Annotated in this window: 23 protein-coding genes and 1 other RNA gene; 4 read left to right on the top strand and 20 right to left on the bottom strand. The window is 59.2% G+C overall.

Translation table 11 applies throughout. The features are described 5' to 3' along the window. Window positions 1-12: 12 nt before the first annotated feature. The 16 genes from JSS27_15900 to lexA form a co-directional block, all read right to left on the bottom strand. Window positions 13-723: a hypothetical protein gene (locus JSS27_15900; protein ID MBS0210427.1), complete on the bottom strand. Its 711-nt coding sequence runs from the start codon at window positions 721-723 to the stop codon at window positions 13-15. Continuing rightward, window positions 724-1,527, bottom strand: coding sequence for a TIGR04255 family protein (locus tag JSS27_15895; protein ID MBS0210426.1), 804 nt, complete (start codon window positions 1,525-1,527; stop codon window positions 724-726). It lies immediately after the preceding gene. 261 nt (window positions 1,528-1,788) lie between these two features. After that, window positions 1,789-2,193 carry a hypothetical protein gene (locus tag JSS27_15890; GenBank protein ID MBS0210425.1) on the bottom strand — a complete coding sequence of 135 codons (405 nt, stop codon included), beginning with the start codon at window positions 2,191-2,193 and terminating at the stop codon, window positions 1,789-1,791. Further along, the gene (locus tag JSS27_15885) at window positions 2,190-3,743 is read right to left on the bottom strand and encodes a recombinase family protein (GenBank protein MBS0210424.1); all 1,554 of its coding nucleotides are present in this window, start codon (window positions 3,741-3,743) and stop codon (window positions 2,190-2,192) included. The genes JSS27_15890 and JSS27_15885 overlap by 4 nt, the downstream gene beginning before the upstream one ends. Continuing rightward, a complete protein-coding gene (locus JSS27_15880) occupies window positions 3,740-4,234 on the bottom strand; it encodes a DUF2924 domain-containing protein (protein ID MBS0210423.1) in 495 nt (164 codons plus the stop codon). The genes JSS27_15885 and JSS27_15880 overlap by 4 nt, the downstream gene beginning before the upstream one ends. 281 nt (window positions 4,235-4,515) lie before the next feature. Next, window positions 4,516-4,899: a DUF1937 family protein gene (locus JSS27_15875; GenBank protein MBS0210422.1), complete on the bottom strand. Its 384-nt coding sequence runs from the start codon at window positions 4,897-4,899 to the stop codon at window positions 4,516-4,518. Next, window positions 4,896-5,300: a hypothetical protein gene (locus tag JSS27_15870; protein MBS0210421.1), complete on the bottom strand. Its 405-nt coding sequence runs from the start codon at window positions 5,298-5,300 to the stop codon at window positions 4,896-4,898. Before JSS27_15870 ends, JSS27_15875 begins: the two co-directional genes overlap by 4 nt. 219 nt (window positions 5,301-5,519) lie before the next feature. Then, window positions 5,520-6,200: a metallophosphoesterase gene (locus JSS27_15865; protein MBS0210420.1), complete on the bottom strand. Its 681-nt coding sequence runs from the start codon at window positions 6,198-6,200 to the stop codon at window positions 5,520-5,522. 12 nt (window positions 6,201-6,212) lie between these two features. Then, complete coding sequence (locus tag JSS27_15860) at window positions 6,213-7,904, bottom strand: DEAD/DEAH box helicase family protein (protein ID MBS0210419.1); 1,692 nt, start codon at window positions 7,902-7,904, stop codon at window positions 6,213-6,215. Between the two features lie 24 nt (window positions 7,905-7,928). Beyond that, window positions 7,929-8,270 (bottom strand): hypothetical protein, encoded by a 342-nt coding sequence (locus JSS27_15855; GenBank protein MBS0210418.1) that lies wholly within the window; start codon window positions 8,268-8,270, stop codon window positions 7,929-7,931. A gap of 96 nt (window positions 8,271-8,366) precedes the next feature. Continuing rightward, window positions 8,367-8,828: a DUF669 domain-containing protein gene (locus tag JSS27_15850; protein ID MBS0210417.1), complete on the bottom strand. Its 462-nt coding sequence runs from the start codon at window positions 8,826-8,828 to the stop codon at window positions 8,367-8,369. 35 nt (window positions 8,829-8,863) lie between these two features. Continuing rightward, entirely contained in the window at window positions 8,864-9,637 is a 774-nt protein-coding gene (locus JSS27_15845; protein ID MBS0210416.1) for an ATP-binding protein, read from the bottom strand. A gap of 153 nt (window positions 9,638-9,790) precedes the next feature. Next, window positions 9,791-10,609, bottom strand: a complete 819-nt coding sequence (locus JSS27_15840) for a PD-(D/E)XK nuclease-like domain-containing protein (protein ID MBS0210415.1) — start codon at window positions 10,607-10,609, stop codon at window positions 9,791-9,793. Between the two features lie 54 nt (window positions 10,610-10,663). Further along, a complete protein-coding gene (locus JSS27_15835) occupies window positions 10,664-11,251 on the bottom strand; it encodes a sigma-70 family RNA polymerase sigma factor (GenBank protein ID MBS0210414.1) in 588 nt (195 codons plus the stop codon). A 173-nt stretch (window positions 11,252-11,424) separates the two neighbouring features. Then, window positions 11,425-11,754, bottom strand: coding sequence for a hypothetical protein (locus JSS27_15830; GenBank protein ID MBS0210413.1), 330 nt, complete (start codon window positions 11,752-11,754; stop codon window positions 11,425-11,427). Between the two features lie 234 nt (window positions 11,755-11,988). Beyond that, on the bottom strand, window positions 11,989-12,651 hold the full coding sequence (gene lexA, locus JSS27_15825; GenBank protein MBS0210412.1) for a repressor LexA: 663 nt from the start codon (window positions 12,649-12,651) through the stop codon (window positions 11,989-11,991). 230 nt (window positions 12,652-12,881) lie between these two features. Between lexA and JSS27_15820 the strand changes: the two genes are divergently transcribed. After that, window positions 12,882-14,795: a bifunctional DNA primase/polymerase gene (locus JSS27_15820; GenBank protein ID MBS0210411.1), complete on the top strand. Its 1,914-nt coding sequence runs from the start codon at window positions 12,882-12,884 to the stop codon at window positions 14,793-14,795. Window positions 14,796-15,463: 668 nt separating this feature from the next. Next, complete coding sequence (locus tag JSS27_15815; GenBank protein ID MBS0210410.1) at window positions 15,464-16,804, top strand: ParB N-terminal domain-containing protein; 1,341 nt, start codon at window positions 15,464-15,466, stop codon at window positions 16,802-16,804. Window positions 16,805-17,236: 432 nt separating this feature from the next. Here JSS27_15815 and JSS27_15810 read toward each other — a convergent pair whose 3' ends face one another. The 4 genes from JSS27_15810 to JSS27_15795 all read right to left on the bottom strand — a co-directional run bounded on the left by JSS27_15810 (window position 17,237) and on the right by JSS27_15795 (window position 19,211). Beyond that, entirely contained in the window at window positions 17,237-18,394 is a 1,158-nt protein-coding gene (locus JSS27_15810) for a Fic family protein (protein ID MBS0210409.1), read from the bottom strand. A 163-nt stretch (window positions 18,395-18,557) separates the two neighbouring features. Further along, window positions 18,558-18,875 carry a winged helix-turn-helix domain-containing protein gene (locus JSS27_15805; protein MBS0210408.1) on the bottom strand — a complete coding sequence of 106 codons (318 nt, stop codon included), beginning with the start codon at window positions 18,873-18,875 and terminating at the stop codon, window positions 18,558-18,560. A 29-nt stretch (window positions 18,876-18,904) separates the two neighbouring features. Next, an RNA gene (locus JSS27_15800) (hammerhead ribozyme type II) lies at window positions 18,905-18,972 on the bottom strand. Continuing rightward, a complete protein-coding gene (locus tag JSS27_15795) occupies window positions 18,972-19,211 on the bottom strand; it encodes a hypothetical protein (protein ID MBS0210407.1) in 240 nt (79 codons plus the stop codon). Before JSS27_15795 ends, JSS27_15800 begins: the two co-directional genes overlap by 1 nt. Window positions 19,212-19,358: 147 nt before the next feature. Between JSS27_15795 and JSS27_15790 the strand changes: the two genes are divergently transcribed. Both JSS27_15790 and JSS27_15785 read left to right on the top strand, forming a co-directional pair. Further along, window positions 19,359-19,589: a hypothetical protein gene (locus JSS27_15790; protein MBS0210406.1), complete on the top strand. Its 231-nt coding sequence runs from the start codon at window positions 19,359-19,361 to the stop codon at window positions 19,587-19,589. Next, window positions 19,579-21,579: phage terminase large subunit family protein (locus JSS27_15785; GenBank protein ID MBS0210405.1), on the top strand; the 2,001-nt coding region annotated here is incomplete at its 3' end. The genes JSS27_15790 and JSS27_15785, both read left to right, overlap by 11 nt.

Below are 21,579 nucleotides of genomic sequence, written 5' to 3'. Positions count from 1 at the left end.
ACCTCGATTGGACTATTCCCAGCCAGCAGGAGGTAAATGTTGCGATGAGCCAATCGACTCAAGCAACTCTGCTTCTTCGGTGGGTAAAAGCCGTGATGGCGTTGAGCGGCGCTCGATATGCACGATCCGCAAGAGGTGAAAATTGAGCGGGTCGCGAGCAACGACGGCCTCGATCGGCTGGCCCGGCTTGAATGTAATGAAATCAGGGGACTCGACTTGCTCCACACTAATGGCCTCGCGTTCGCCATTTTCCCATTGAATCTGTTGTGGATACGGCCGGGCCTGAGTGACCTTTCCAAACTGACGTACTAGGATCGGTGTCTGGTTTCGATACACCGTTACGTCGATCTGGGAAGTAAGCACATGCCACCGACGCACATCACTCGGTGCCATCTCGAACGGTCGCTTAGAAATCAATTCTTGAAACCCCGCATGAACAGCAAGCAGCCAATCGCTTCGGGCTTCCTCAATCGTTGCACCGCGACCAACAAATACCGGGCTAAATCCTTCTACGAGAAACTCGCCGACTCCCGGAATATAGCTCGCGGGACATGGTCTCCGTAATGGATACGTGACACCCGCAATCCGCAGGTCGTTCAAGATGGAACGAACGATATCGGATTCAAAATACTGGCGGAACGAAACGTCCATCGTTCCGTCGATGGACGACACGTAGGCAGGCGTAGCCCAGCCCGAATCTTGATTTAGCGCAACGAACGGCATTTATTCAGTGTCCGAGACAGGATCGAATAATTCAAGGGTACGTTGTGTAAACGACGCGAGGAAACATCGCCTCATGTAGTCGTGCGCAACATCCATCCGCGACCACACTTGCGATAAATCCAGCGTGTTCACGGCGGCAGACTGTTTGTGCCAGTCCATGCGAAACCGGAAGACATTGCTTTCCGGGGGGGACGGGATGGCCTGTAATTGCAGCAGCAAGGGCCCAGGGTCCACTGGGCACGCCATCTGAAATCGATGGGCGAAGCCACCAATCTGCCCAAAAGGTTCCTCCGGAAGGTCGATAGACGCTACGAAATAGTCGGGGAGGTCGATCTCGCCACTTTCCGGTCGCGGAATGTCGATTATGTCGAGGTAGTGCAACGTCGCGTTACGGATTCGAGTTGGTTGGAAAATTCGAGCATAGTCATCGAGCTTTCGTTGCATCTCATCACGCACAATCCGGTATCCCGGATAAGCCTGATCTTCCTTCAGAACATGAAACGACAACTGGTCGTCTCCAATCTGAAGCGCTCGTGTCCGCCGTCCATTCGACATGCGAACGAACTGCAAGCGTACCTGTTGTCCGATGACCTTAGGGAGCGCTTGAGGTGACGTTTCATCGACCTGAATCTGTCGCTCGTGAACCGCTTCGAGCTTTGGAAGTTCTGCCTGATAGAGTTCGACGTACTGTTGAACCAACTCCAATTGCCACTCGCGTTTATTTTCGTTCGGGTCGAACTCTACGGAAATCCAGACTTCGACTACGGGTGGTTTTCGGAATCGGGCCGCGGCTGATTGCGTCATACTCGTACCACGACTTCTGTTTTTACGATGCAACCGGTTGCACCGACATCGGCCTGTCATTCGACGTTGACGTTCAAGGTTCCCCTAATGCCGATGGCTAGATCGCGGCACCGCAGATGAACTTTGACCTGGCTTCCGTCTCATCCCACCACGGTCCGGGAAGTCTCGAGCGGAAGTTGCAAAAACGTCCCGTCTTTTTTCACGGTAGCGAGAACGAGGATGTGGCAGTCGCCGCCATTTAATAGTTGCTCGCAGGTGCTGTCAACCGCAAGCGACCGGGCCGTTGAGTCGAGACCAACTTTGACGCTGCTTTTGCCAGCTCGGCGTGGCCACGATCGGCCGCAAATCCCGCTCTGTGACAGGGGCCCGTCCACGCACCACTTCGGGCAGAAACAGCAGGGCTTCCTGAATATCCGGCGCAAGACAGAGCAAGTTCATAATCTGCGACAGCCTTGCTCGTGTCACGTGCCCCAGCCTGGCTAGTTCTGCCTGATCGGCCACCGCGCCGTCGCGAAGCAACGATTCGAACCGGATCGCCAACGCCATTAGCCTCGCCACGCGGGGCACGCGTCCTGGGGCGGGCGAGGGCGGAGCGTCTCCCTCATGCAGCACCCTTCGAGCACGCCGACCGAATCCGAAATGCACCTTGTGTTCGATGGTGATCATGCCACCTGCTCCTTTCGCAGGGCCAATTCCAACGCCAATTGCGTCAGGCCGGCAGGCCGGAAGGTGATCGAAATGCTCCCCACCCTCCCATCGTAAGCGACCTGCTCGACGAGCAGCTCGATCGCGCGCGCCTGCTCGTGCGGGGCAAGGCAGCCCCAGAGGGCGTCAAAGTCGGCAAGTACCGCGGCCACGTCGGTCTTGTTGAGCGGGCTTGCTTCAATCGACGCTAGTTCGCCATCGAGCTCGGCCAGCCGCCGTTCGACGTGCCTAATTCGATCGTGGGCATCTGGAAGACCCGGCTCCCCTGGCTCAGCCGAGGTCGCCAACCGCGTGAGCTCGACATGGCCATCGCGGAGTTCGCGCATTAGGCGCGGACGTTCCGCCGTGAGACGTTGGATTTGATCTTCCGTTTGGCGGCGGGCCTGAACCAGGGTTTCTTCGATCAAGAGCGGATCGTGACTGATACCCTTGAGTTGGTCGATGACGAACCGTTCGATTTCACCAGCGGGGATCGACGGCGACGGACAAACCTGCCAGCCCTGCTTCTGAGCGCGATGGCAGACGTAATAGCAGTATTGCCGATTCCCCTTCGCGGTATAGGTGTGGCTCATGCCGCAGCCACAGGCGGTACAACGTAATACACCCCGCAGCAAGGCCGGTGGGTGGCGGGTCGACTTGCCGCCGGCGCGGCCATTCCGTTGCAAAAGCGATTGGGCCTGATTAAACGTTTCGGCGTCCACGATCGCCCTGTGCTCCCCTCGGTGAACCTCGTCCTTATAGCGAACCTTGCCGACGTAGGCCACGTTCGTGAGCAGGTCGTAAATAGCGTTCTTGTCGAACCGACGCCCGCCGCGCGCCGTCCCTTTGCGGGTGATCCAATGCTTGGTCCGCCGGTCCCGCGCGTTGAGTTCTTTCGCCACCGCCAGGAGCGACTGCCGCTGCAAGTACAAATCGAAGATTTCACGGACCTGCTGGGCTTCCGCCTCGTTGACGACCAGCTTGGTCTCGACGACGTTGTAACCCAGGATCGGCATGCCGCCGGACCATTTGCCTTTGCGGCGGGTGGCGGCGATTTTGTCGCGGGTCCGTTCCGAGATCATTTCCCGCTCGAACTGCGCAAACGATAGCAGCACGTTCAAGATCAACCGTCCCATCGACGTGGCGGTATTGAATTGCTGCGTGACGGAAACGAACGAGACGTGGTGTTTCTCGAAGACCTCCATCATCCGGGCAAAATCCAGCAGTGACCGGCTCAGGCGATCGACTTTGTAAACCACGACACAATTGACCCGGCCCGCTTCGATATCAGCCATCAGGCGCTGGAGCGCCGGTCGTTCCATGTTGCCGCCGGTGAATCCGCCGTCGTCGTAACGGTTGGGGAGGCAGACCCAGCCTTCGTGCCGTTGACTGCTGATATACGCTTCGCCGGCATCGCGCTGGGCGTCCAGCGAGTTGAATTCCTGCTCGAGACCTTCTTCGGTGCTTTTGCGGGTGTAGATCGCACACTGCATCACCAGCGGGGCGAGGGGTTTTGCTGATCTTCGGGTCATTGGCCACCGCCATTCTGGCGCAGCCCAAAGAAATGAAACCCATTCCAGTGCTTGCCAGTAATCGCCTTGGCAACCGCGGTCAGCGACTTGTAGCGCTGGCCTTCGCATTCAAAACCGGTGTCCAGCACGGTGGCGCGAATGGTCCGGCCCTTGTAATCGCGCTTGAGCTCGGTGCCGGGTAGCAGTTCGGTACTCGGTCGGATGGTTGAGGCCAGCGTCAGGGTTCGTTCGGGGACGTTAGCGGCGGGTGTCCGCTCGCGCGGTGGCGTCATACGCAAGTCGGAGTCGTTGGCCAGTTCCATCGCCCGCCGGCGCGCTCGTTCCGAGAGATCGCCCTCGGCGTTGGCCTGCATCCGCCAAATGATCCGTTTGATGAGCCACTCTTTGTGGCGTCCATTCGTGGGTTCGCCGAAAACTTCGGCGTACTTCGCCTGCAATTGGTCAACGGTCATCCGCTCTAGTGCGGCGACCTCTTTCGCTACATTCAACATGTTTGCTCCTTGTGTTCAGGACTCTCGAAACCGTTAACCCGTGTGGACACTGAGCACGGTTTCGCCCGGAACCTCAAGGCATGTTGCGGCAGGATTTAACGATATAGTGGCGTCTTCGGTTAGCGATTTTCCCGCCGCCAGCCGGAGCGCCCGGAGGCGAAGAACCCCGACGGCGAGAATGCTGGCCAGTTCTTGGCGGCGCTGGTCGGGGGACATTTCGATAACGTGGCCATGCAGAGGGAGCGTTTGGGGGACGGCTGCTTGAGACCTGCGACGACGTGTCATGCGGCGGGCACCTCTTGCACGCCGATTGGCGAGGCAATTTGGCCTTCGACTGCGAGGTCACCCGGCGCGACGTAAACAGTCGGCAGTCCGAGTTCGCGAGCAAAGGCGATTTCTGCCTGAACGCCCACACTGTCCTGCCAGCCCGCAAGAGTCAGCACAGCCAGCACGTCGCAACGGGCCAAGTAAGCGCGGTCTATCTGGGACCAGAATTCCCAGTTCGTTGGCAACCCCAGACCAGCAATCGGGTGGCTATGCACAATCGGTGAAAAGACCACCAGGCCTGACCGGAGCAAGGTGGCAGCTGCACGACACGCCTCTTCGAACCTGCGTTCGCGCACAGCAGTACTGGGATGGCTATAAGGACTGGCGAGATAGATCATGGTTTGGACTCCCTCGGCTGTGTGAACTCTTCGATCAACTGCGCCGAGGCGCCGGGACAGGGACGGTCATCGACGAGGTTCCCCGTGGCGAGCGCGTCCAGCAGAATCCCCAGGCAGGCGCGAGCATGAGCCAGATGCGAGACGCCGCTTTCGGCATCGTTGTCTTGGCCATCGAACCATTGCACCAAGTGCCTTCGCGCGGCGGCGATATACACCGATGCCCGAATACTTGTCGTGCGCCAATTGAATGCACCGTATTTCTGCGCGCCGAGAGCCATCGCTGCGCCTTCCAGGATTTCGGCAGCGGGAGGTATCAGGTGCAACGGCGGCTTGCGTATTCCCAGGCGGTCTTTGGGATTCTCGCCCGTGGGGAACTTGATCGTGTCAGGGCGGTCACACATTCGCTGCACTCCTAACCTTCGCCTGGCCGGCAACGACACGTAAAAAATGTGCCTCCGCAATCGAGACACTCCCGCAAGCGTGGCCGGCACGGGCGTGGATCGCATTTCGGCGTGCGATCGATCAGGTTTGCCCGTGCGCGCTCGGCCGACTGGACGTCGGTCCGATTCAACCGGAGTCGAAACGCTTCATCATTCACATCGATACGCATCGTTTTGTCCTCAACGTGATTTCAATAACCAAGGTTCGAAAAACGCTCGACGACCGTCGATGACCACGCCGCAACCGAGAATCGGCTTGGCGACGATCCGACGGCCGTATTCAAACTGCAGGCGGCCGGCGTCGATCCCGCATCCGACCGACAGGCCAAACACGCGGAACTCGGGATTGGCCCACCACTTCACGCCGGCCTGACCGTGAAAGTGACCAATCGCCGTCGACCGAAAATGATCCTTGGCCTGCGCCAGTGCCGCGTCATGGCCGGCGCGGCCGCTGTCGCCATGCGCGTACATCACGCCGTCGATGCAGATTTTCGAGAAGCGCGGATGCACGATCCAATCGAGTTCCCATAGATCCGCATAGTCGCGCAGCACTTGCGGCGGTAGCCCGACCGAAAGCGCCTGCCGCTCGGTCAAGGCATCATGGTTGCCAAGAAGCCAATCGGCCTTGGGAAACGTGCGAACCAGCGAGGCTACCTGGAGCTTGGCATGCTTGAATTCTCGCGACGCGTTGCTCAAGGCCGGGCTCTTCTCGTGAAAGCTGATCGATGCCCAATCAACTAGGTCACCGATGTGCACCACGCGGTTAACATCGTGGGTGTCGGCAACCCGTTGGAGGAAGTCGACGTACCCGCGACGCATGCCGGGACAATGCGTATCGCCAATCACAAGTACTCGAGCCATGCAGTAACCCCGTTAAAACGGCACCTCAGGATCGTCTTCGTAAAGTGCCAGCCCCTCGACAGAGACCGGTTCGGGAAGCGGGCCGAGTTCATAATCGGCGATCCGTTCATAGGGCTCTCCCGACACGGATCGGACCGTGATCGCAAGCGGCTTGGCCAACGCCTCGCTCTGCGCAAGTTCCACGGCCCGCTCGATGGTGTCGGGTACCGGGTCAGGAGAGCGGCGCTTCCACCAGGCAACCGCTTTTTGTCGGGCGTAACCAGAATGTTCAAAACAGATCCATTCCGATTTGTAGTCGTTCCAGCCGACCTTGTAGTCGACGCGCATCGTGCGCGGGTCACCTTCGCGAGCGTCTCGCTTGGTGTGGATCGAGTAATAAACGTCGCATACGTGATGCGTCGTAAGCGTGGCTTGTCCCGATAGTACGCCCGCTTCACTGGCTTTCGACTCGTGAGCCGGACGCTCCGGTTGCGGAAAGACATAGCCGCAGTCGGGGCAGCTCGCATAGGCAGCAGCGATCACCGAATGGCACTCGGGACATTCCTTGGCCGGCGCTGGGCAGCAACCATCGCTGTTGCGACTCTTGGGCTGCACCTGATCCACGGGGCCGTGCCGGAGAAGATTGCCGCCGAAGTCGAGCACCAAGCAGTTCTGCTTGCCGGAATACAGCCGAAATCCTCGGCCCACCATCTGATAGAACAAGCCAGCGGACATCGTCGGGCGCAGAATCGCCACGCAGTCGATGTTGGGCGCATCGAATCCCGTGGTCAGAACATTTACATTGCAAAGGTATTTGAGCGGGGCACGTTCAAATAGACCGGAGGAGCATTGACCACGAAACCTGGCCAGAAGTTCTTCTCGCAGCGGCGCAGACGTGTCGCCACACACAAAACCACACTCCGCGCCAAACTGTTCGTGCAGCACGCGCGTGACATGCTCTCCGTGCCGGACGCCACTGGCGAAAATCAGACAGGCGCGCCGCTGCTTGGTGCGCTCGACGATCTCCGCGCAGGCCGCGTTGACTAAGGCATCGGCATCCATCAGCGCCTCGACTTCATCGGCAATGAACTCGCCACCACGCACTCGCAGGGCGCTGGTGTTGACGGTCGAGGCGCCCGCTTTGCTCACCAGCGGGCAGAGATAGCCATCGCGAATCAGCTCCTTAATCCCCACCTCATAGCAAACAGTGTTCAAAAAATGATCCGCCGCACAAATCGATCCCGAGTCCAGCCGGAATGGCGTGGCCGTCAGCCCGATCACACGCAGGTGAGGATTAATGGCTCGCGCATCGGAGAGAAACTGTCGGTACATCCCTTCGCCATCGGCGGGAATCAAATGGGCTTCATCGACGACGATCAGGTCGAACGCCCCCAGCTCCTGGGCCCGTTTATAGACGGATTGGATGCCGGCCACGATCACGTGCTGCGAGATGTCGCGCCGGCCCAGCCCGGCTGAATAGACGCCGACCAGGAGTTCGGGACACACGATTTTCAGTTTGGCAACAGCTTGCTCAAGCAGTTCCTTGACATGACTGACGACCAGGACCCGTCCCTTCCAAACATTCACGGCGTCGCGGCAGATGGTCGCCAAAATCGGTGTCTTGCCGCCAGCCGTGGGAATGACCACCACAGGGTTGTCGTCGTGCTCGCGCAGGTGTCGATAGACAGCGGCGACAGCCTCGGCTTGGTACGGACGAAGTTGCATACGACTGTGGGATGAACAACTGAGCTATTGGTTTTGTGCGAGGGTTAGGTAGAGTTCGACGGCCAGTTGCGGCAGATCGTCGAGCCGCACGACTGCCACCCAGGGTTGCTGGTTCTGTTTGTGCAACACGATCGGAATGGCTTGACCGGCGTCATCGATCGCTTGGTTCAAGGCTGGGTAAAGGCGAAATGTTTCGGCCCGTTTTACTTCGAAATGAACTCGAGGGATGGACGTGCGAATATCAGGAGAGTCGTGGCCACCGGCATATTGGCAGCCACGATTGGCGTCGATGCGAAATAGCCGCCGCAACTCGGCGGCTGCTTCGCGTTCGCCACGTTTTCCTTTGTTGCGTGATTTCAAACCCATCGCGTCACCCCTTGGTAATCGCCCCGTCCCGGCGCGGGGAGCAGGCTACGGAACGACGCGTCAGTCCGCGCCGCTCCCTCGCGCACCTCGACCGCACTAACTCGCGCGACGCCAGGGGGGAGTCGTATCGACTGCCGCCTGAACCGGTTTACCAGCGGCAGCTTCCTTCTTGGCATAGCCTTTGATCTCGTTATTGAGTTCGCCCGTGTCTGCGCGCTTCTTGCACTTCACCGAGATCAAGAGCGGCAAGTCGTGCAACTCGATCGAGTCGTTCGGGGACGTGACGCCGACCGCCCGGCAAATGGCCGACAGTTCGGCGCGGGCGATCTTGACCGCCGTGGCGTTGGGGTTGTCGAGATTGAGCCGTGCCCACAGAAACCGCCCTTTGAATTCTCCTTCGATCACTTGGAAAGTGAGTTGCAGGTAACTTCCGGTACCCAACTTGTTGGGTTTAACTTCGCTTTCGGTGATGACTGCGAGGTATTTACCAGCCGGAATCGGTTCAAAATCGGTCGTCGGTTCCACGTCGTTCGCGTTAAAGCCTTTAAGGGTCGCCATGCTGGATGTCTCCGTGAAGTTGGTGAATGAATGGGTTAGACGTTCATTGCTGCGCTCGAGGTAATGCCCGCCAGCAACGCGTTCCAGTCCAGCGGCAGTTCGCCGTCGAGGTTGTAACGGTTCTTGGCCACGCACGACGGCCCGCCAACCGTGCGCAGAATGCGCTCGCCACCATCCTTGCCAATCGCGTGAGCGATGGTCCGCTTGCGGCCGAAGCCGGCGTCCTCGGTTTGGGTGCGCAAGCGACGCGAGGCAAACAGCACCGCGTCGCACCATTCGGTGAGCAACGCCGCCGCATGTTTGTGCAAGCGGGGAGAATAGCGGTCGTAAGGACTCGACTCGGGGTCGTCGAATTTTTCGACCTTGGCGTGCGCGATGAGAATCACCGCCATCGAACGCTGGCGATGCAGTACGCTGAGCTGGTCGATCAATTGCCGCCAGGGGGTGAGCGCGTAGACGTACCCCTTGCCGTAGCCGCCGTCGACCTTCTCGATCGATTTCGCGCCGTAGTCTTGGCAAATCGCATCCCAGATCAGTCGTTCCAACCAATCGAGGGAATCAATCACGACTGTTTGATAGTCGTGCGGCTCATTGCACAAATCGGTGAGCGATCCTTGCACGTCGGCGAACGATTGTGACAAGGGAAACCGATGGCAGTCGATTTCCCCCAAACCATCTTCGGTTTGAATAAAGACAGGCTGAGGAGCTCGGGCCGCGAGTGTTGACTTGCCGATTCCCTCGGTGCCATAGACCAGCAGGCGTGGGGGAGAGGCAACGCGACCGCTTAAGACGTGTGGTAATTGTCCCATGTTGGCTATCCTTTCGTTTGATCGTTGGGTCAAATCGGTGTTCGGTGGCAGGTAATTAAGTTGCTGGCAACCGCGAAAGGCGGCTGATTCGGCACGGCTCGCGAGAGCAAGATAGGTGTTTGCCCGCCACACCTGTCACGCGTTGCCAGCAGTTCACAGGTAGTCAAAGAAACGTTGCTCCTCATAGCCGGTGGGCCAGTGCCCGGTGGACGCACACTGCCGCAGCCGTCGGATGGCCGCTTCGTTTTCACCGACCGCATGTTGGAGCACTTCGTCCGCGATGCGCCACACACCGGTGCGGAACGGTTCTCGCTTTTCGACGGCAATGAAATACGCCGGCATCCAAAGCCCAATCCGCTGGCGCAGCACGGCGAGATAAAATGCCACTTGGTGACAGTAGCCATAACGCCGCGCGTCGGCCTCGAAGTAGTCGATGCTGTCGACCGTTTTCAGGTCGCACAGCGCACGATGAGGAGCGAGCCAATCGATGCGGATTTGACAAGGGACGCCGCAGTAATCCGTTCGCACCACCCCTTCGGCGATACCATCCGACAGTAACTCGCTCGCCAATTCGTGGCGACCGACGCTCTCGGCCATGCGCGTAACTAGAGATAACTGTTCGGCGGAGAGGATTTCCTTGGATTGCGTCGCCGCCCAATCGCTGAACGCCTTGGTGGTCGGCCCGTAGGGTTGGCCAGTTTTCGGATTGATCGGTCCTCCCACGGCAAACGTGTTTTGAAACACGTCCTTCCCTTCCAGAATGAGCGCGTGCGCAGCGCGCCCCACCAGGTACGCGGGGCGGCTCTCGTCGGAAATCAGCCCAGCTCGCCGGCGGAAGTAAAGCTGTGGACAACGGCGAAAGTCCCCCAGCAAATGGCTCGTGAGATACTCGCCCCGCTTGGCGTGGTAAACCTCCGCCGGTTCATGGACAAGCACATCGGTCGGAGCAAATTGTGCAACTGCATCTGACATGAGAACTCTCGCGAACAAGTGGGAGAACCTTGCCAAAGACCGGCGACGTCCGCTTCAGTCCTGCGGAGCGACGCCCGCGGCACGAAACAGCTCCCGTAACGCGACCAGACGGCGGTCCATCGTGGTCCGCGAGATTTCCAATTCGCGGCGCGCCTCGGTCGGCGTGAGGAGCTTGAGGAGTTCGCAAATCTCTCGCAATTCTTCCGAGAGCGTGCCGAGCAGGGCTGCGAGATCGAGCGCTAACTCAACCTGCTCGGGATGCGGTACGAAATCCTGCCCATGCCCCGTGCGGAATTCTTCCTCGCCGACCGTGGCCTCAAATTCGATCAAGTGCCCATCGCCATCTGCGATCAACACGTTAAGCGATGACAATTCCCCTTGGGCCTGGCGGCAAAGCGCTCGCTGGCGTCGGCGCAGCGATATCGCTGTATTCCGGACGACGTGCTTGACGAACGTCGACCAGCGCGAGCGGTCGGGATCGAAATTGTCGGACTGTTCCAGCAGCGCCAGTTGCAAGTCCTGGATCACGTCCTCGAGGTCCGACCGCGGAAAACTGCCGTCGGCGACGAGCGCTCGAGCGGCGTTGCGAATGAAATGGGTGGCCACCTTATCGGTGACGTCCGGCGCATGCAAAGTGGGCATATTGGTGCTCCTGGCTGGCGGAGGCGCTAGCGAGCGGCACCAACAAAAACAGCGGATCGACTGTGTGCGCTGCCGTTGTCGGCGTCGCCCACAATCGCTTCCGCTTGGCGGTCGGCGAATTGTCTGGCTAAAAAAATCTGTGAAGCTTGTTCTCGATCGAAGACCTCAAGCCTTCAATCGACATCCCATTCCGCGAGAAACGGCAACCCGTCCTGGATCACCAATTTCGAGATCACTCCGTTTTGTTTGCTTTCCATCAACTCGAACAATTCGACATGCTGATCCTTCAGCACAAACTCTCTCGAAATCGTTCTCGGCTTACTCCGTTGACCACTCAGCTTGAACGCTTGCCTGATCTTCGGTGGCGGGTCGAGCACGGGCTCGCCGCCGCGAACGATCAAGTTGTGCATCGTGCCATGATTCGTTTGGTGCATCCGTTCCAGCAGCCAACGCCGCTCGGGCGTCAATGCCTTGGTATCCAGTGCCTTGGTATCCACCGTCATCAGTCACCTGTCTCAGTGCATCACAACTTCCTCACTTGAAAACATCCGCAAACGAGCGATCGAATGCGCCATAAAAATCTTTTCTCGATCAGCTCAACACACCGCGCAGGCGCGCACCCGAATCACAGGCAACGGGACGAGGGGACGGCTGGGCGAACGAGAAGACGGTTCAACGGATGTCAACAAATCGAGCGGCTTAGGCCCAGCGCCTCAAGGAGTTCGCTCAGCGAAGTTTCAATTCGTGGCGAGGCGACCGCGAACGGCCACGACCTTGCCAACAATTCTAAAATCAGTTTCTGGGCCAATCGGAATCGGCCGGTATTTTTTCAATGGACTTTCGGGTTGCAATTCGATGGTGTGATCCTGCAGGAACAGCCGCTTCACGGTTGCCTCACCGTCAACCAGCGCCACGACAATGTCGCCACACTCAGCCAGCGGTTGCTGACGAATAATCACTACGTCCCCATCGCCGATTCCCGCTGAACGCATGCTTTCTCCGCGCACCGCGAGCGCGAAGCAACGGTCTCTCGCCGCTAAATCCTGCTCCACGAGCACTTCACCGAGCACGTCTTCCTCGGACCAGGAAGGCCATCCGGCCGCGACGGTGCCGACGAGCGGTATGGGGACCAGTCGAGACGGGTGGTCCTGGGGCTTGCGGAGGACAACCAAGCCGCGGGTCTTGCCTCCGGAGCGTTTTAGGTAACCCTTGCGCACCAGCTGGTTGATTTGTTCATGGACGCTCGCTGGAGAAATCTCCAGCGAGTCGGCGAGTTCTTGGATCGTTGGAGCGAATTGGTGACGACGGCAGTAACGGTCGATCTCCAACAGCGTTCGCCGCTGCGGAGGGGTAATCCCAAGTTTTGGCTTAGGGCCACGTTTTTTCGGCTGCAAAGGCATTGCGGACCGCCGTTTTAATTAGCCCATAAATCCATTAAATAGACCTGACAGCTATCACGCCAGATACTATAGGCGTCTGGCGTATCGATCACAAGCGTCAAAAAAAGCCACTCGCAAAAATATTCTTTGCCCTCCCCGTGGCGCATCCCGCCCACCGATTGCGGAAGTTATTCAGTAGCGGAATCACTTGTGCCAAGTCGATTGGGAACGTATCGAGTGGGGGCGTTTTCATGGTCAGGCTGCTGGAGGCAGCGCAGCGCTACGCCGAACTCGGTTACCGCGTGTTTCCGTGCGCAGACGGCCTGAACCCCGCGCCGCTCACTCGACACGGCTTCAAAGACGCATCGTGCGACCCCGATCAAATTGCCTCTTGGTGGGGGCAATTCCCCTCGGCTTGTATCGGGCTGGCAGCCGATGGGCTGCTGGTGATTGACGTCGACGGTGAGAACAATCCGTGGCTGACGCCCGAACGTGCGATCGAGCTTTCGATTGCGCCGACGGCGCGAACGCCACGCGGCGGTTGGCATTACGTGTTCCGTAAACCTGCTGGTGCTACTTGGCGTTGCACGGTGGGGCAACTTGCGGCACAGGTCGATACCCGCACCGATGGTGGCTATATCGTCGTGGCCCCGTCCCGCCGGCCCGATGGGACTTATCACTGGATAGCAGGCTCGGAACTCGACGTCCCTTCAGACCGATTACCCCTGCCGCCCGACTGGCTCACCTCTCAGCTTGACCAATTAGGTCAAATCTCGCCACAAATTGCAGCGAGAGGCAACTCGGACGTCAATCCCATTCCTGCCGGCCAGCGTAACGGCACCTTGATTCGGTTAGCAGGCTCGATGCGTCGGGTCGGGATGTCGAAAGCGGAAATCATCGCAGCCCTGACCCAAGTCAATCGCGATCGATGCGTTCCGTCGTTGTCTCCGGTCGAAGTAGATCGAATTGCTGGGAATGTCACGCGCTACGCGCCAGATCAGGTAGCGACAGCCATCGCCGAGAATCATTGGGAGCAACTGGTTTCAGCGTCTGGTGCCATCGAGCCGCTGGCGTTTGAGGCCATCACTTCCCAACAACTCGATGACAACGAGTACGAACTCGAATACCTCATCAACGGCATTCTCGTGCGCGGGCAACCGGGGGTAATCGCTGGCCCCAAAAAAACACTCAAGACGAACATCAGCATCGACCTGGCCCTCTCCCTTGCTTCCGGAGGTCGGTTTCTGGGGCACTTCGCGGCCGAGAAGGAAGTGCGCGTGGGATTAATGTCGGGCGAATCCGGTGCGGCCACGATCCAGGAAACCGCGCGTCGTATCGCGGTGGCCAAACAAGGTCGCCTGCGCGATTTTACCAATGTTCTCTGGTCGTTCGCCGTCCCGCAGCTCGGCAAAGCGGAACAGGTGCAAGCCCTGGAACGCTTTATCACCAACCACCAGCTCGAAGTCCTGATTCTTGACCCGACGTATTTGATGATGCTCGGATTGGCCGACCAAGCGGGCAATTTGTTTGTCGTCGGCGCGTTTTTGAAGTCGCTGGGTGACATTGCGCAAGCCACCGGCTGCACGCCACTACTCTGCCATCACCTCAAGAAGAGCATCGCCGATCCCTACGAACCCGCCGAATTGGAAAACATCGCCTGGGCTGGCTTTCAAGAATTCGTGCGCCAGTGGGTGCTGCTCAACCGTCGCGCTCGTTACGACCCGGACCAGGGCGGGCATCACGAATTGTGGATGTCGGTCGGTGGCAGCGCCGGGCATAGCGGATTGTGGGGTTTGAACATCGAAGAGGGAACGCGCCAGGAACTGGCCGGTCGTCGCTGGCAGGTGGAAGTGATCAGCGCGTTCGAGGCTCATCATGAGCGGATCACCGCTGCCAGCGAAGCAGCCGATGACCGCAAACAACTGGTTCACGAAGCCAAGCTGGAACGGCAGCGTCATGCGGTCTTCAGCGCGCTCGAAAAGTTTCCTGCTGGAGAGACATCGCGTGTGATCCGCGATACGGCAGGCGTGGGAGCGAGGGCGATCCAGGCAGTTCTGGATGCGCTAGTGCAAGAAGGGAAAGTCGTCACATGCAAATTGCAAAAGAACAAGCGCGAGGAGCTCGGATACCAACTTCCCGCTGCCGGTGGTCCCGGTGGTCCGTGATGGTCCGGCGCGCCGAGACCAGCAGGGGTTGGCGGTGGTGGTCCCGCCTATATATAGGCGGACCACCCACCACCGACACCACCGCGCTCCCAGCGCCCTTGCGGACGAAGCGCGGGACCAGCGCGCCTGCGGCGTGTCGTCGCCACTGTTGGCCCACGATTGCCAACGAGCGCATGGTTGGCCGGTTCGTCGCAACAGAAATCGAACGCCACACGCCGCCACACGTTGGCCCACGGCGCGCGTGCCAAAGTGGCAGAGAGTGCCAGACTGGCAGACGGAAGGTCAGCGGAGGCCAGGGCCAATAGGTACTTCCGGGCGACATCGGTCCGCCGATGGCGGCGGGAACAGTCGCCATTGGGAGCAGAGTTTGTTTTCGTCGTCCGAACACTAAGTCGGCAAGTCTTCTAACAAACACTCGCTGCAATCAGCCCCCACTTTAATCGGAGTCGTCTCGCCATAGGTATCTACGAGTGTTTGGTGAACGCGCCGAATGTCAGCGCACGTGCCTTTGTAAACCTGATATCGGGGATCGGTAATTGGGTTGCCGATTTCGTAACCACCCGCATTGAAAGTTCCATCCGTTTTTTTCACGCAACGCAATTCAACATCCGGTGGAACGGTCGGTCTTATGGCCATGATTCTGCTCCCAAGAAAAAGGAATGACGCTCATGCAAATCGAACTGCGACCATTATCTGTTATCAAACCATACCCCAACAACCCTCGACTGAACGATGATGCCGTGGCGGCCGTGGCCGCGAGCATCAAAGAATTCGGCTTTCGACAACCAATCGTTGTCGACGAAGCAGGGGTGATCATCTGCGGACACACTCGTTTCAAGGCGGCACAGCAACTCGGCTTGGAACAGGTGCCGGTCCATATTGCGAAGGACCTGACGCCCGAGCAGATTAAAGCCTATCGGATCGCCGACAACCAGACGGCGTCGCTAGCCGAATGGAACTACGATCTGCTGCCGATCGAACTGGCAGACCTGCAGCAGTGCAACTTCGATCTGGGATTGCTCGGCTTCGACCAGGACGAGCTCGCCAAGCTGCTCGATCCGACGTTGAAGGATGGGTTATGCGATCCAGACGATGTGCCGGCGCCTCCCGATGCAGCAACAACGCAACCCGGTGATCTGTGGGTGCTGGGGGACCACCGATTGCTCTGTGGCGATAGTAGCAAGGCCGCCGACGTCGATCGGTTGCTCGACGGCGCGGTGATTCATTTGGTGAACACCGACCCGCCCTACAACGTGAAAGTCGAGCCCCGCAGCAACAACGCCATCGCGGCCGGGTTGTCATCATTCGCCGGCACCACGCACCACCAAAGCCTCGACGTCGCTCGCCACCCTGAGAAGTCGAAGCCGACGCAGAAGAAACTCCGGGCCAAAGATCGACCGCTGGTCAACGACTTTGTGACCGATGGCGAGTTCGACCAGCTGCTCGATGCGTGGTTCGGCAACCTCGCGCGCGTGCTGGCACCAGGCCGAGGCTTTTACATTTGGGGTGGCTACGCCAACCTCGGAAACTATCCGCCGTTTCTCAAGAAGCATGAACTGTACTTTTCGCAGGGCATCGTTTGGGACAAGCAGCACCCCGTGCTGACGCGGAAAGATTTCATGGGCGCGTTTGAGATTGCCTTCTACGGTTGGCGCGAAGGGGCAGCCCACGTTTACCTCGGCCCCAACAACGCCACCGATCTGTGGCACGTCAAGAAGGTCAATCCGCAGTCGATGGTCCACCTCACCGAGAAGCCGGTTGAGCTTGCCGTGCGGGCGATGCAGTACTCATCGCGCACGGGTGAAAACGTACTCGACCTCTTCGGCGGGAGCGGCAGCACATTGATTGCCGCCGAGCAGACGGGTCGCCACGCGTACTTAATGGAACTAGACGCCTTATACGCGGATGTGATCGTCGATCGCTGGTGTAAGTTCACAGGAAAGGAGGCCTATCGTGTTGACGCTCAAGGTCTTGAAACCCCTCGATCAACGGCGCTTGCTCAGCGGTAAACAGGGAGGCAACAAACGACGGCCAGCCTTTACGGTTTGCCCGGTCTGCGGATGCATGTTCGGCCCACTGCCTCGCCGGAAGCGCCAGTTTTGCTCATCCGCCTGCAAAAGGATTGCACAATCCACTGGCCGCAACACGATCCGCAAAACGATCGCCAAGGCGCGGTCCGCTCAAAGTCTCGTGCGTTACCACGTTCTCGCAGGTCATTTAATACGAGCGACGCACTGCGAGGCTTGTGGCGCGACAGGGCGGATTGAGGCCGCGCATGACAATTATGACGACCCGTTGAAAGTGCGCTGGTTGTGCGTGTCCTGCCACCGGCGGTGGGACAAGCGGGAGCCGAAGCACGCTACCGTCGTTGTTGCCTCTGCAAATGTTCACGCCCGCCAGTCGGAGCGATTTAGTGCACACCATTTGGTGAACCCATGAACCTAGTCCGTCTCTTTCGTCAGCAGGTCAAGATAGCGCTGGTAGGCATATACGCGATCGCGTTGCTTGCCGGTGATTTCTTCCAGCACATGGGCCTGCTGCAGTGCGTCGATGGCCTTGGCCGCAGTGGGCTTGGTGGTGTCCAAGACTTTCATGACCTGAGGCAGCGTAACCATCGGATGACTTGGCAGCTTCTCAAACAATCGCAGGGTCGGGATTGTCGTGCCGGCATGCTTCAGCAATGCCACTCGATCTTGATTGAGCAGCGCGAACAATCGCTGTGCTATCAAGGCGCCGTCGTCCGCCGCAACGCATACCGAATCGAGAAAGAACTCGGTCCATCCCTCCCAATCGCCTTCCCGGCGAATCGCCGTCAAGCGGCGGTAATATTCATCGCGACGGCGCTTAAACGCGAGGCTCAAGTACAACAGCGGCGTCGAGAGCAGACCCCAGTGTTCAATCAACAACGTGATCGACATGCGACCAACGCGCCCATTCCCATCCAGAAAGGGGTGGATCGTCTCGAATTGCGCATGTGCCAGGCCGGCACGCACGATCGGCGGCAAAGAATCGCTGCTGTGCCACCATCGATCCAAGGCCGAGAGCGCATCGGGAACCTCCTCCGGTGGCGGCGGGACATACGCAGCGTTGCCAGGACGCGAGCCGCCAATCCAGTTTTGCGACGTGCGGATTTCGCCGGGATGTTTATCCTCGCCACGGACGCCTTGCATCAAGCGCCGGTGGACCTCGCACAACAGACGCGTACTCAAAGGCAAGCCACCGGAGCGACCAATTTCCTTGCGTGCCCAAGTAATTGCTTTCACGTAATTACAGATTTCTTCAACATCATCGGGGCGGTCGCTCTTCCCAGTCGTCTCGTAGGCCAGCACATCGGTGAGCGTGGCCTGCGTTCCCTCGATCTGCGACGAAATCACCGCTTCCTTGCGAACGAAGCCATAGAGAAACCAATCGGCACTCGGCACCATCTGCGCGGCGACGGACAGTTTGCCCAAGGCCAGCGTCGCCGCCACATTCTGTTCGTGAAGCGATCCGGTTATTTCCAAAGCAGGTTTCGTGGGTGGAAGCGGGTATGGGATGAATGCCCGCACCTCCTCATTTCCCGCGCGGGTGATCTTGTATCGACCTGTTGTCCGTGGCATCGCTGGTTAAGCTCCCTTGACCGAATGAACTGGCTAGTAAAGAAGTCTTGCCTAAGAACCGCGACTAGTCAAGCGTGCTTTACTAGCGATTTTCCGCCGACCAACGAGAAAACCCCGGCGTTAACCGGGGCGTAGGAGGATTGAATTGGAAACGACAAAGGCGTTACCCGTTGGCGGCGAAGTGCCCGCGTTCGGTCTTCTTGAACCGGGCCTCCTTCCCCTTGGTGGCGATCTCGCGCAGGATCGCGCTGTAGAGGGTGGCGTGGGGCGTCTTGCCGCCGGGGCTGGACCAGAGGCCCTTCGAGCCCATCGCTTCGATCAGCTGCTTCGTGGTCAGCGGTTCCTTCGCGCCAGCCAGCACCTTGGCCGCTGCATCGATTGCGCTCAGCTTCTTGGGCTTCGCCTCGGCCTTTGGCTTGCTGGCCTTCTTGGCTGCGGGCTTCGCAGCATTGGTCGCCTTAGGGGCTTTCTTCGGGGACATGGTCGGTCTCCTTCGTTTCGTGGACGATGGTGTGGCTGCCATCCTCAGGCCCGGGGAACCATCCACGGGCGACGCGCTGGCGCAGCGCGTTTCGGCTTACACCTCGTCTTCGTCGACGTTTCCCAGGAAGCAGACGATCTGCGACAACAGCTCGTTGACGTGCGACAGGCTGCCAACGTGCCCCCAATCGATCGGGTGTTCGTCGTCCCCCGGCGCGGGCATGTCTTGCAGCAGTTCGCCGATGCACTGCAGGAGGTCGGTCGCCACCAGGTGGGCATTCTCGTAAGCAGCTTCCGCTTCCAGGCGTGGTTTCTTGTTGCGGTCTTTCGCGTTCATCGTTGGTCTCCCGTTGCGTGGTTCGGTTGTTCGCTGCGGACAGTCACACATGAGCCATGCGTTGCGCCACAGCTCAAGCGCAGTTCCGCTGCTTTCTGGCTGAATTCGGCAGGTTTTTCTGGGGCGTTTTAGGGGAGCCGAAATCGCATGTCTGGCGAAACGTCCCAGATACGGATCGATCCCACGGCGCTGGCGCTAGCAGATGCGGCGCGCCTGTTGGCGAAAATCGGAGGACGGGCAGTAACCGAGGCGATGCTGCGCGAAGATCTGGCCCAGGGGGCACCGACCAACCGCGACGGGACGATCAATCTGGTCCATTACGCCGCGTGGTTGGCGAAAGAGATGGGGCGCAGCGCGGGAGAATCACATGGCGACTGACCCGCGCAAGCTACGACCCTCGGAACTCTGCCGACTGTTGAACTCGACGCCCCTGGGCGAAGTGATCAACGAACGGCAATTGCACCGCCATCGCAGTCGCGCTGGCCTGCGCATTGGCGACGCTCGCCACGTTGACTTGCTGCGCTACACGGCTTGGCTCGTGCAGCAGAGGCACACACCGAAGCCCGAGGCGGCGGGCGATCCCTATGCCGCGCTCAAGGACCGAGCTCGCGCTCGCAATGCGGCGATCGCCCTGGCTGGTCGTGACATCGGCGAACTGCCGGCGGTCGTCAATCCCGAGCGAAAGGCGCAGGCCGCGTCGAGCTTTCGTTACTTCTGCGACGCCTACTTTCCGCTGACATTTCACCTGCCGTGGTCCCCCGACCACTTGAAGGTGATCGCCAAGATCGAGCAGGCGGTGCTACGCGGTGGCTTGTTTGCGATGGCCATGCCGCGCGGCAGCGGCAAGACCACGATCTGTGAGTGCGCCTGCATCTGGGCGGTGCTTTATGGTCACCGCGAGTTCGTCTGCTTGATCGGTTCCGACGAAGGGCATGCGATGGACATGCTCGAGTCGATCAAGATGGAACTCGACGGCAATGACTTGCTACTCGAAGACTTCCCCGAGGTGGTCTATCCGATCCAGGCCCTTGATGGGATCGCCAACCGTTGCAATGGTCAGCTTTACAAAGGGGAGCGAACCCACATTGGCTGGACCGCCCGCGAGATCGTCTTGCCTACAATGCCCGACAGCATCGCCTCGGGGGCGATCATCAAGGTGGCCGGCATCACCGGTCGTATTCGTGGCATGAAGTACAAGCGGTCGGATGGCCGCACGGTGCGTCCCACGTTGGTTGTGCTCGACGATCCTCAAACCGACGAATCAGCGCGGTCATTATCTCAGTGCGCCACACGCGAAAGCATTCTGGCGGGCGCGGTACTCGGCTTGGCCGGCCCCGGCAACAAGATTTCAGGGATCATGCCCTGCACCGTGATCCGTCCCAGCGACATGGCCGACAACATTCTGTCGCGCGATAAGCATCCCGAATGGAATGGCGAGCGGACCAAGATGGTCTATGCGTTCCCCACCAACGAAAAGCTCTGGTCCAAGTATGCCGAACTGCGAGCCGAAAGCCTGCGCAACGGGCATGGTGGCGACGAAGCGACAGCGTTCTACGAGCAGAACCGCAGCGCGATGGACGAAGGGGCTGTGATCGCTTGGCCCGAGCGGTTCAACCACGACGAGCTGTCAGCTATCCAGCACGCCATGAACCTGAAGCTCCAGGACGAAGCAGCCTTCTTCGCCGAGTACCAGAATGAACCCTTGCCCGAGGCGACGGTCGATGCCGACGAACTGACCGCCGACCAGATCGCCAGCAAGTTCAATCGAATGCAGCGAGCCGAAGTACCCATTGGCTGTAACCACCTCACCATGTTCATTGACGTTCAGGCGACACTGTTGTTCTACGTGGTGTCAGCCTGGGAGGATGATTTCACAGGTTACGTTGTTGACTATGGCACATTCCCTGACCAGAAGCGACCTTACTTCACACTGCGAGATGCGCGCAGCACCTTGACCGTCGCCACCAAGGCTAGCGGCCTTGAAGGGGCAATTTATGCTGGCCTCGAATCGCTCACCCGTGAATACCTGGGGCGGGAATGGCGGCGTGACGACGGCGCTATGCTGCGTGTCGAGCGCTGTCTGGTTGACGCCAACTGGGGTTCATCGACCGATGTGATCTACCAGTTCTGCCGGCAATCGGCACATGCCGGCGTGGTGATGCCGAGCCACGGACGCTTCGTCGGTGCGTCGAGCCAGCCGTTTTCGGAATACAAACGCAAGCCAGGGGATCGTATCGGTCATAACTGGCGGATGCCGAACGTCAACGGCAAGCGCGCCGTGCGCCACGTCATCTTTGACACGAACTTCTGGAAGACTTTTGTTCATGCTCGCCTAGCGGTGCCGATGGGAGATCGCGGGTGCCTGTCA

This window comes from Planctomycetota bacterium (assembly GCA_018242585.1).
In the GTDB taxonomy this organism is placed as follows: domain Bacteria; phylum Planctomycetota; class Planctomycetia; order Pirellulales; family PNKZ01; genus JAFEBQ01.
This window is presented reverse-complemented; position numbering and strand designations above follow the sequence as displayed.

Bases quoted from the DNA above. Each gene is read 5' to 3' on its own strand.
- JSS27_15900 (MBS0210427.1), bottom strand. From the start codon at position 723: ATGCCGTTCGTTGCGCTAAATCAAGATTCGGGCTGGGCTACGCCTGCC.
- JSS27_15895 (MBS0210426.1), bottom strand. From the start codon at position 1,527: ATGACGCAATCAGCCGCGGCCCGATTCCGAAAACCACCCGTAGTCGAA.
- JSS27_15890 (MBS0210425.1), bottom strand. From the start codon at position 2,193: ATGATCACCATCGAACACAAGGTGCATTTCGGATTCGGTCGGCGTGCT.
- JSS27_15885 (MBS0210424.1), bottom strand. From the start codon at position 3,743: ATGACCCGAAGATCAGCAAAACCCCTCGCCCCGCTGGTGATGCAGTGT.
- JSS27_15880 (MBS0210423.1), bottom strand. From the start codon at position 4,234: ATGTTGAATGTAGCGAAAGAGGTCGCCGCACTAGAGCGGATGACCGTT.
- JSS27_15875 (MBS0210422.1), bottom strand. From the start codon at position 4,899: ATGATCTATCTCGCCAGTCCTTATAGCCATCCCAGTACTGCTGTGCGC.
- JSS27_15870 (MBS0210421.1), bottom strand. From the start codon at position 5,300: ATGTGTGACCGCCCTGACACGATCAAGTTCCCCACGGGCGAGAATCCC.
- JSS27_15865 (MBS0210420.1), bottom strand. From the start codon at position 6,200: ATGGCTCGAGTACTTGTGATTGGCGATACGCATTGTCCCGGCATGCGT.
- JSS27_15860 (MBS0210419.1), bottom strand. From the start codon at position 7,904: ATGCAACTTCGTCCGTACCAAGCCGAGGCTGTCGCCGCTGTCTATCGA.
- JSS27_15855 (MBS0210418.1), bottom strand. From the start codon at position 8,270: ATGGGTTTGAAATCACGCAACAAAGGAAAACGTGGCGAACGCGAAGCA.
- JSS27_15850 (MBS0210417.1), bottom strand. From the start codon at position 8,828: ATGGCGACCCTTAAAGGCTTTAACGCGAACGACGTGGAACCGACGACC.
- JSS27_15845 (MBS0210416.1), bottom strand. From the start codon at position 9,637: ATGGGACAATTACCACACGTCTTAAGCGGTCGCGTTGCCTCTCCCCCA.
- JSS27_15840 (MBS0210415.1), bottom strand. From the start codon at position 10,609: ATGTCAGATGCAGTTGCACAATTTGCTCCGACCGATGTGCTTGTCCAT.
- JSS27_15835 (MBS0210414.1), bottom strand. From the start codon at position 11,251: ATGCCCACTTTGCATGCGCCGGACGTCACCGATAAGGTGGCCACCCAT.
- JSS27_15830 (MBS0210413.1), bottom strand. From the start codon at position 11,754: ATGACGGTGGATACCAAGGCACTGGATACCAAGGCATTGACGCCCGAG.
- lexA (MBS0210412.1), bottom strand. From the start codon at position 12,651: ATGCCTTTGCAGCCGAAAAAACGTGGCCCTAAGCCAAAACTTGGGATT.
- JSS27_15820 (MBS0210411.1), top strand. From the start codon at position 12,882: ATGGTCAGGCTGCTGGAGGCAGCGCAGCGCTACGCCGAACTCGGTTAC.
- JSS27_15815 (MBS0210410.1), top strand. From the start codon at position 15,464: ATGCAAATCGAACTGCGACCATTATCTGTTATCAAACCATACCCCAAC.
- JSS27_15810 (MBS0210409.1), bottom strand. From the start codon at position 18,394: ATGCCACGGACAACAGGTCGATACAAGATCACCCGCGCGGGAAATGAG.
- JSS27_15805 (MBS0210408.1), bottom strand. From the start codon at position 18,875: ATGTCCCCGAAGAAAGCCCCTAAGGCGACCAATGCTGCGAAGCCCGCA.
- JSS27_15795 (MBS0210407.1), bottom strand. From the start codon at position 19,211: ATGAACGCGAAAGACCGCAACAAGAAACCACGCCTGGAAGCGGAAGCT.
- JSS27_15790 (MBS0210406.1), top strand. From the start codon at position 19,359: ATGTCTGGCGAAACGTCCCAGATACGGATCGATCCCACGGCGCTGGCG.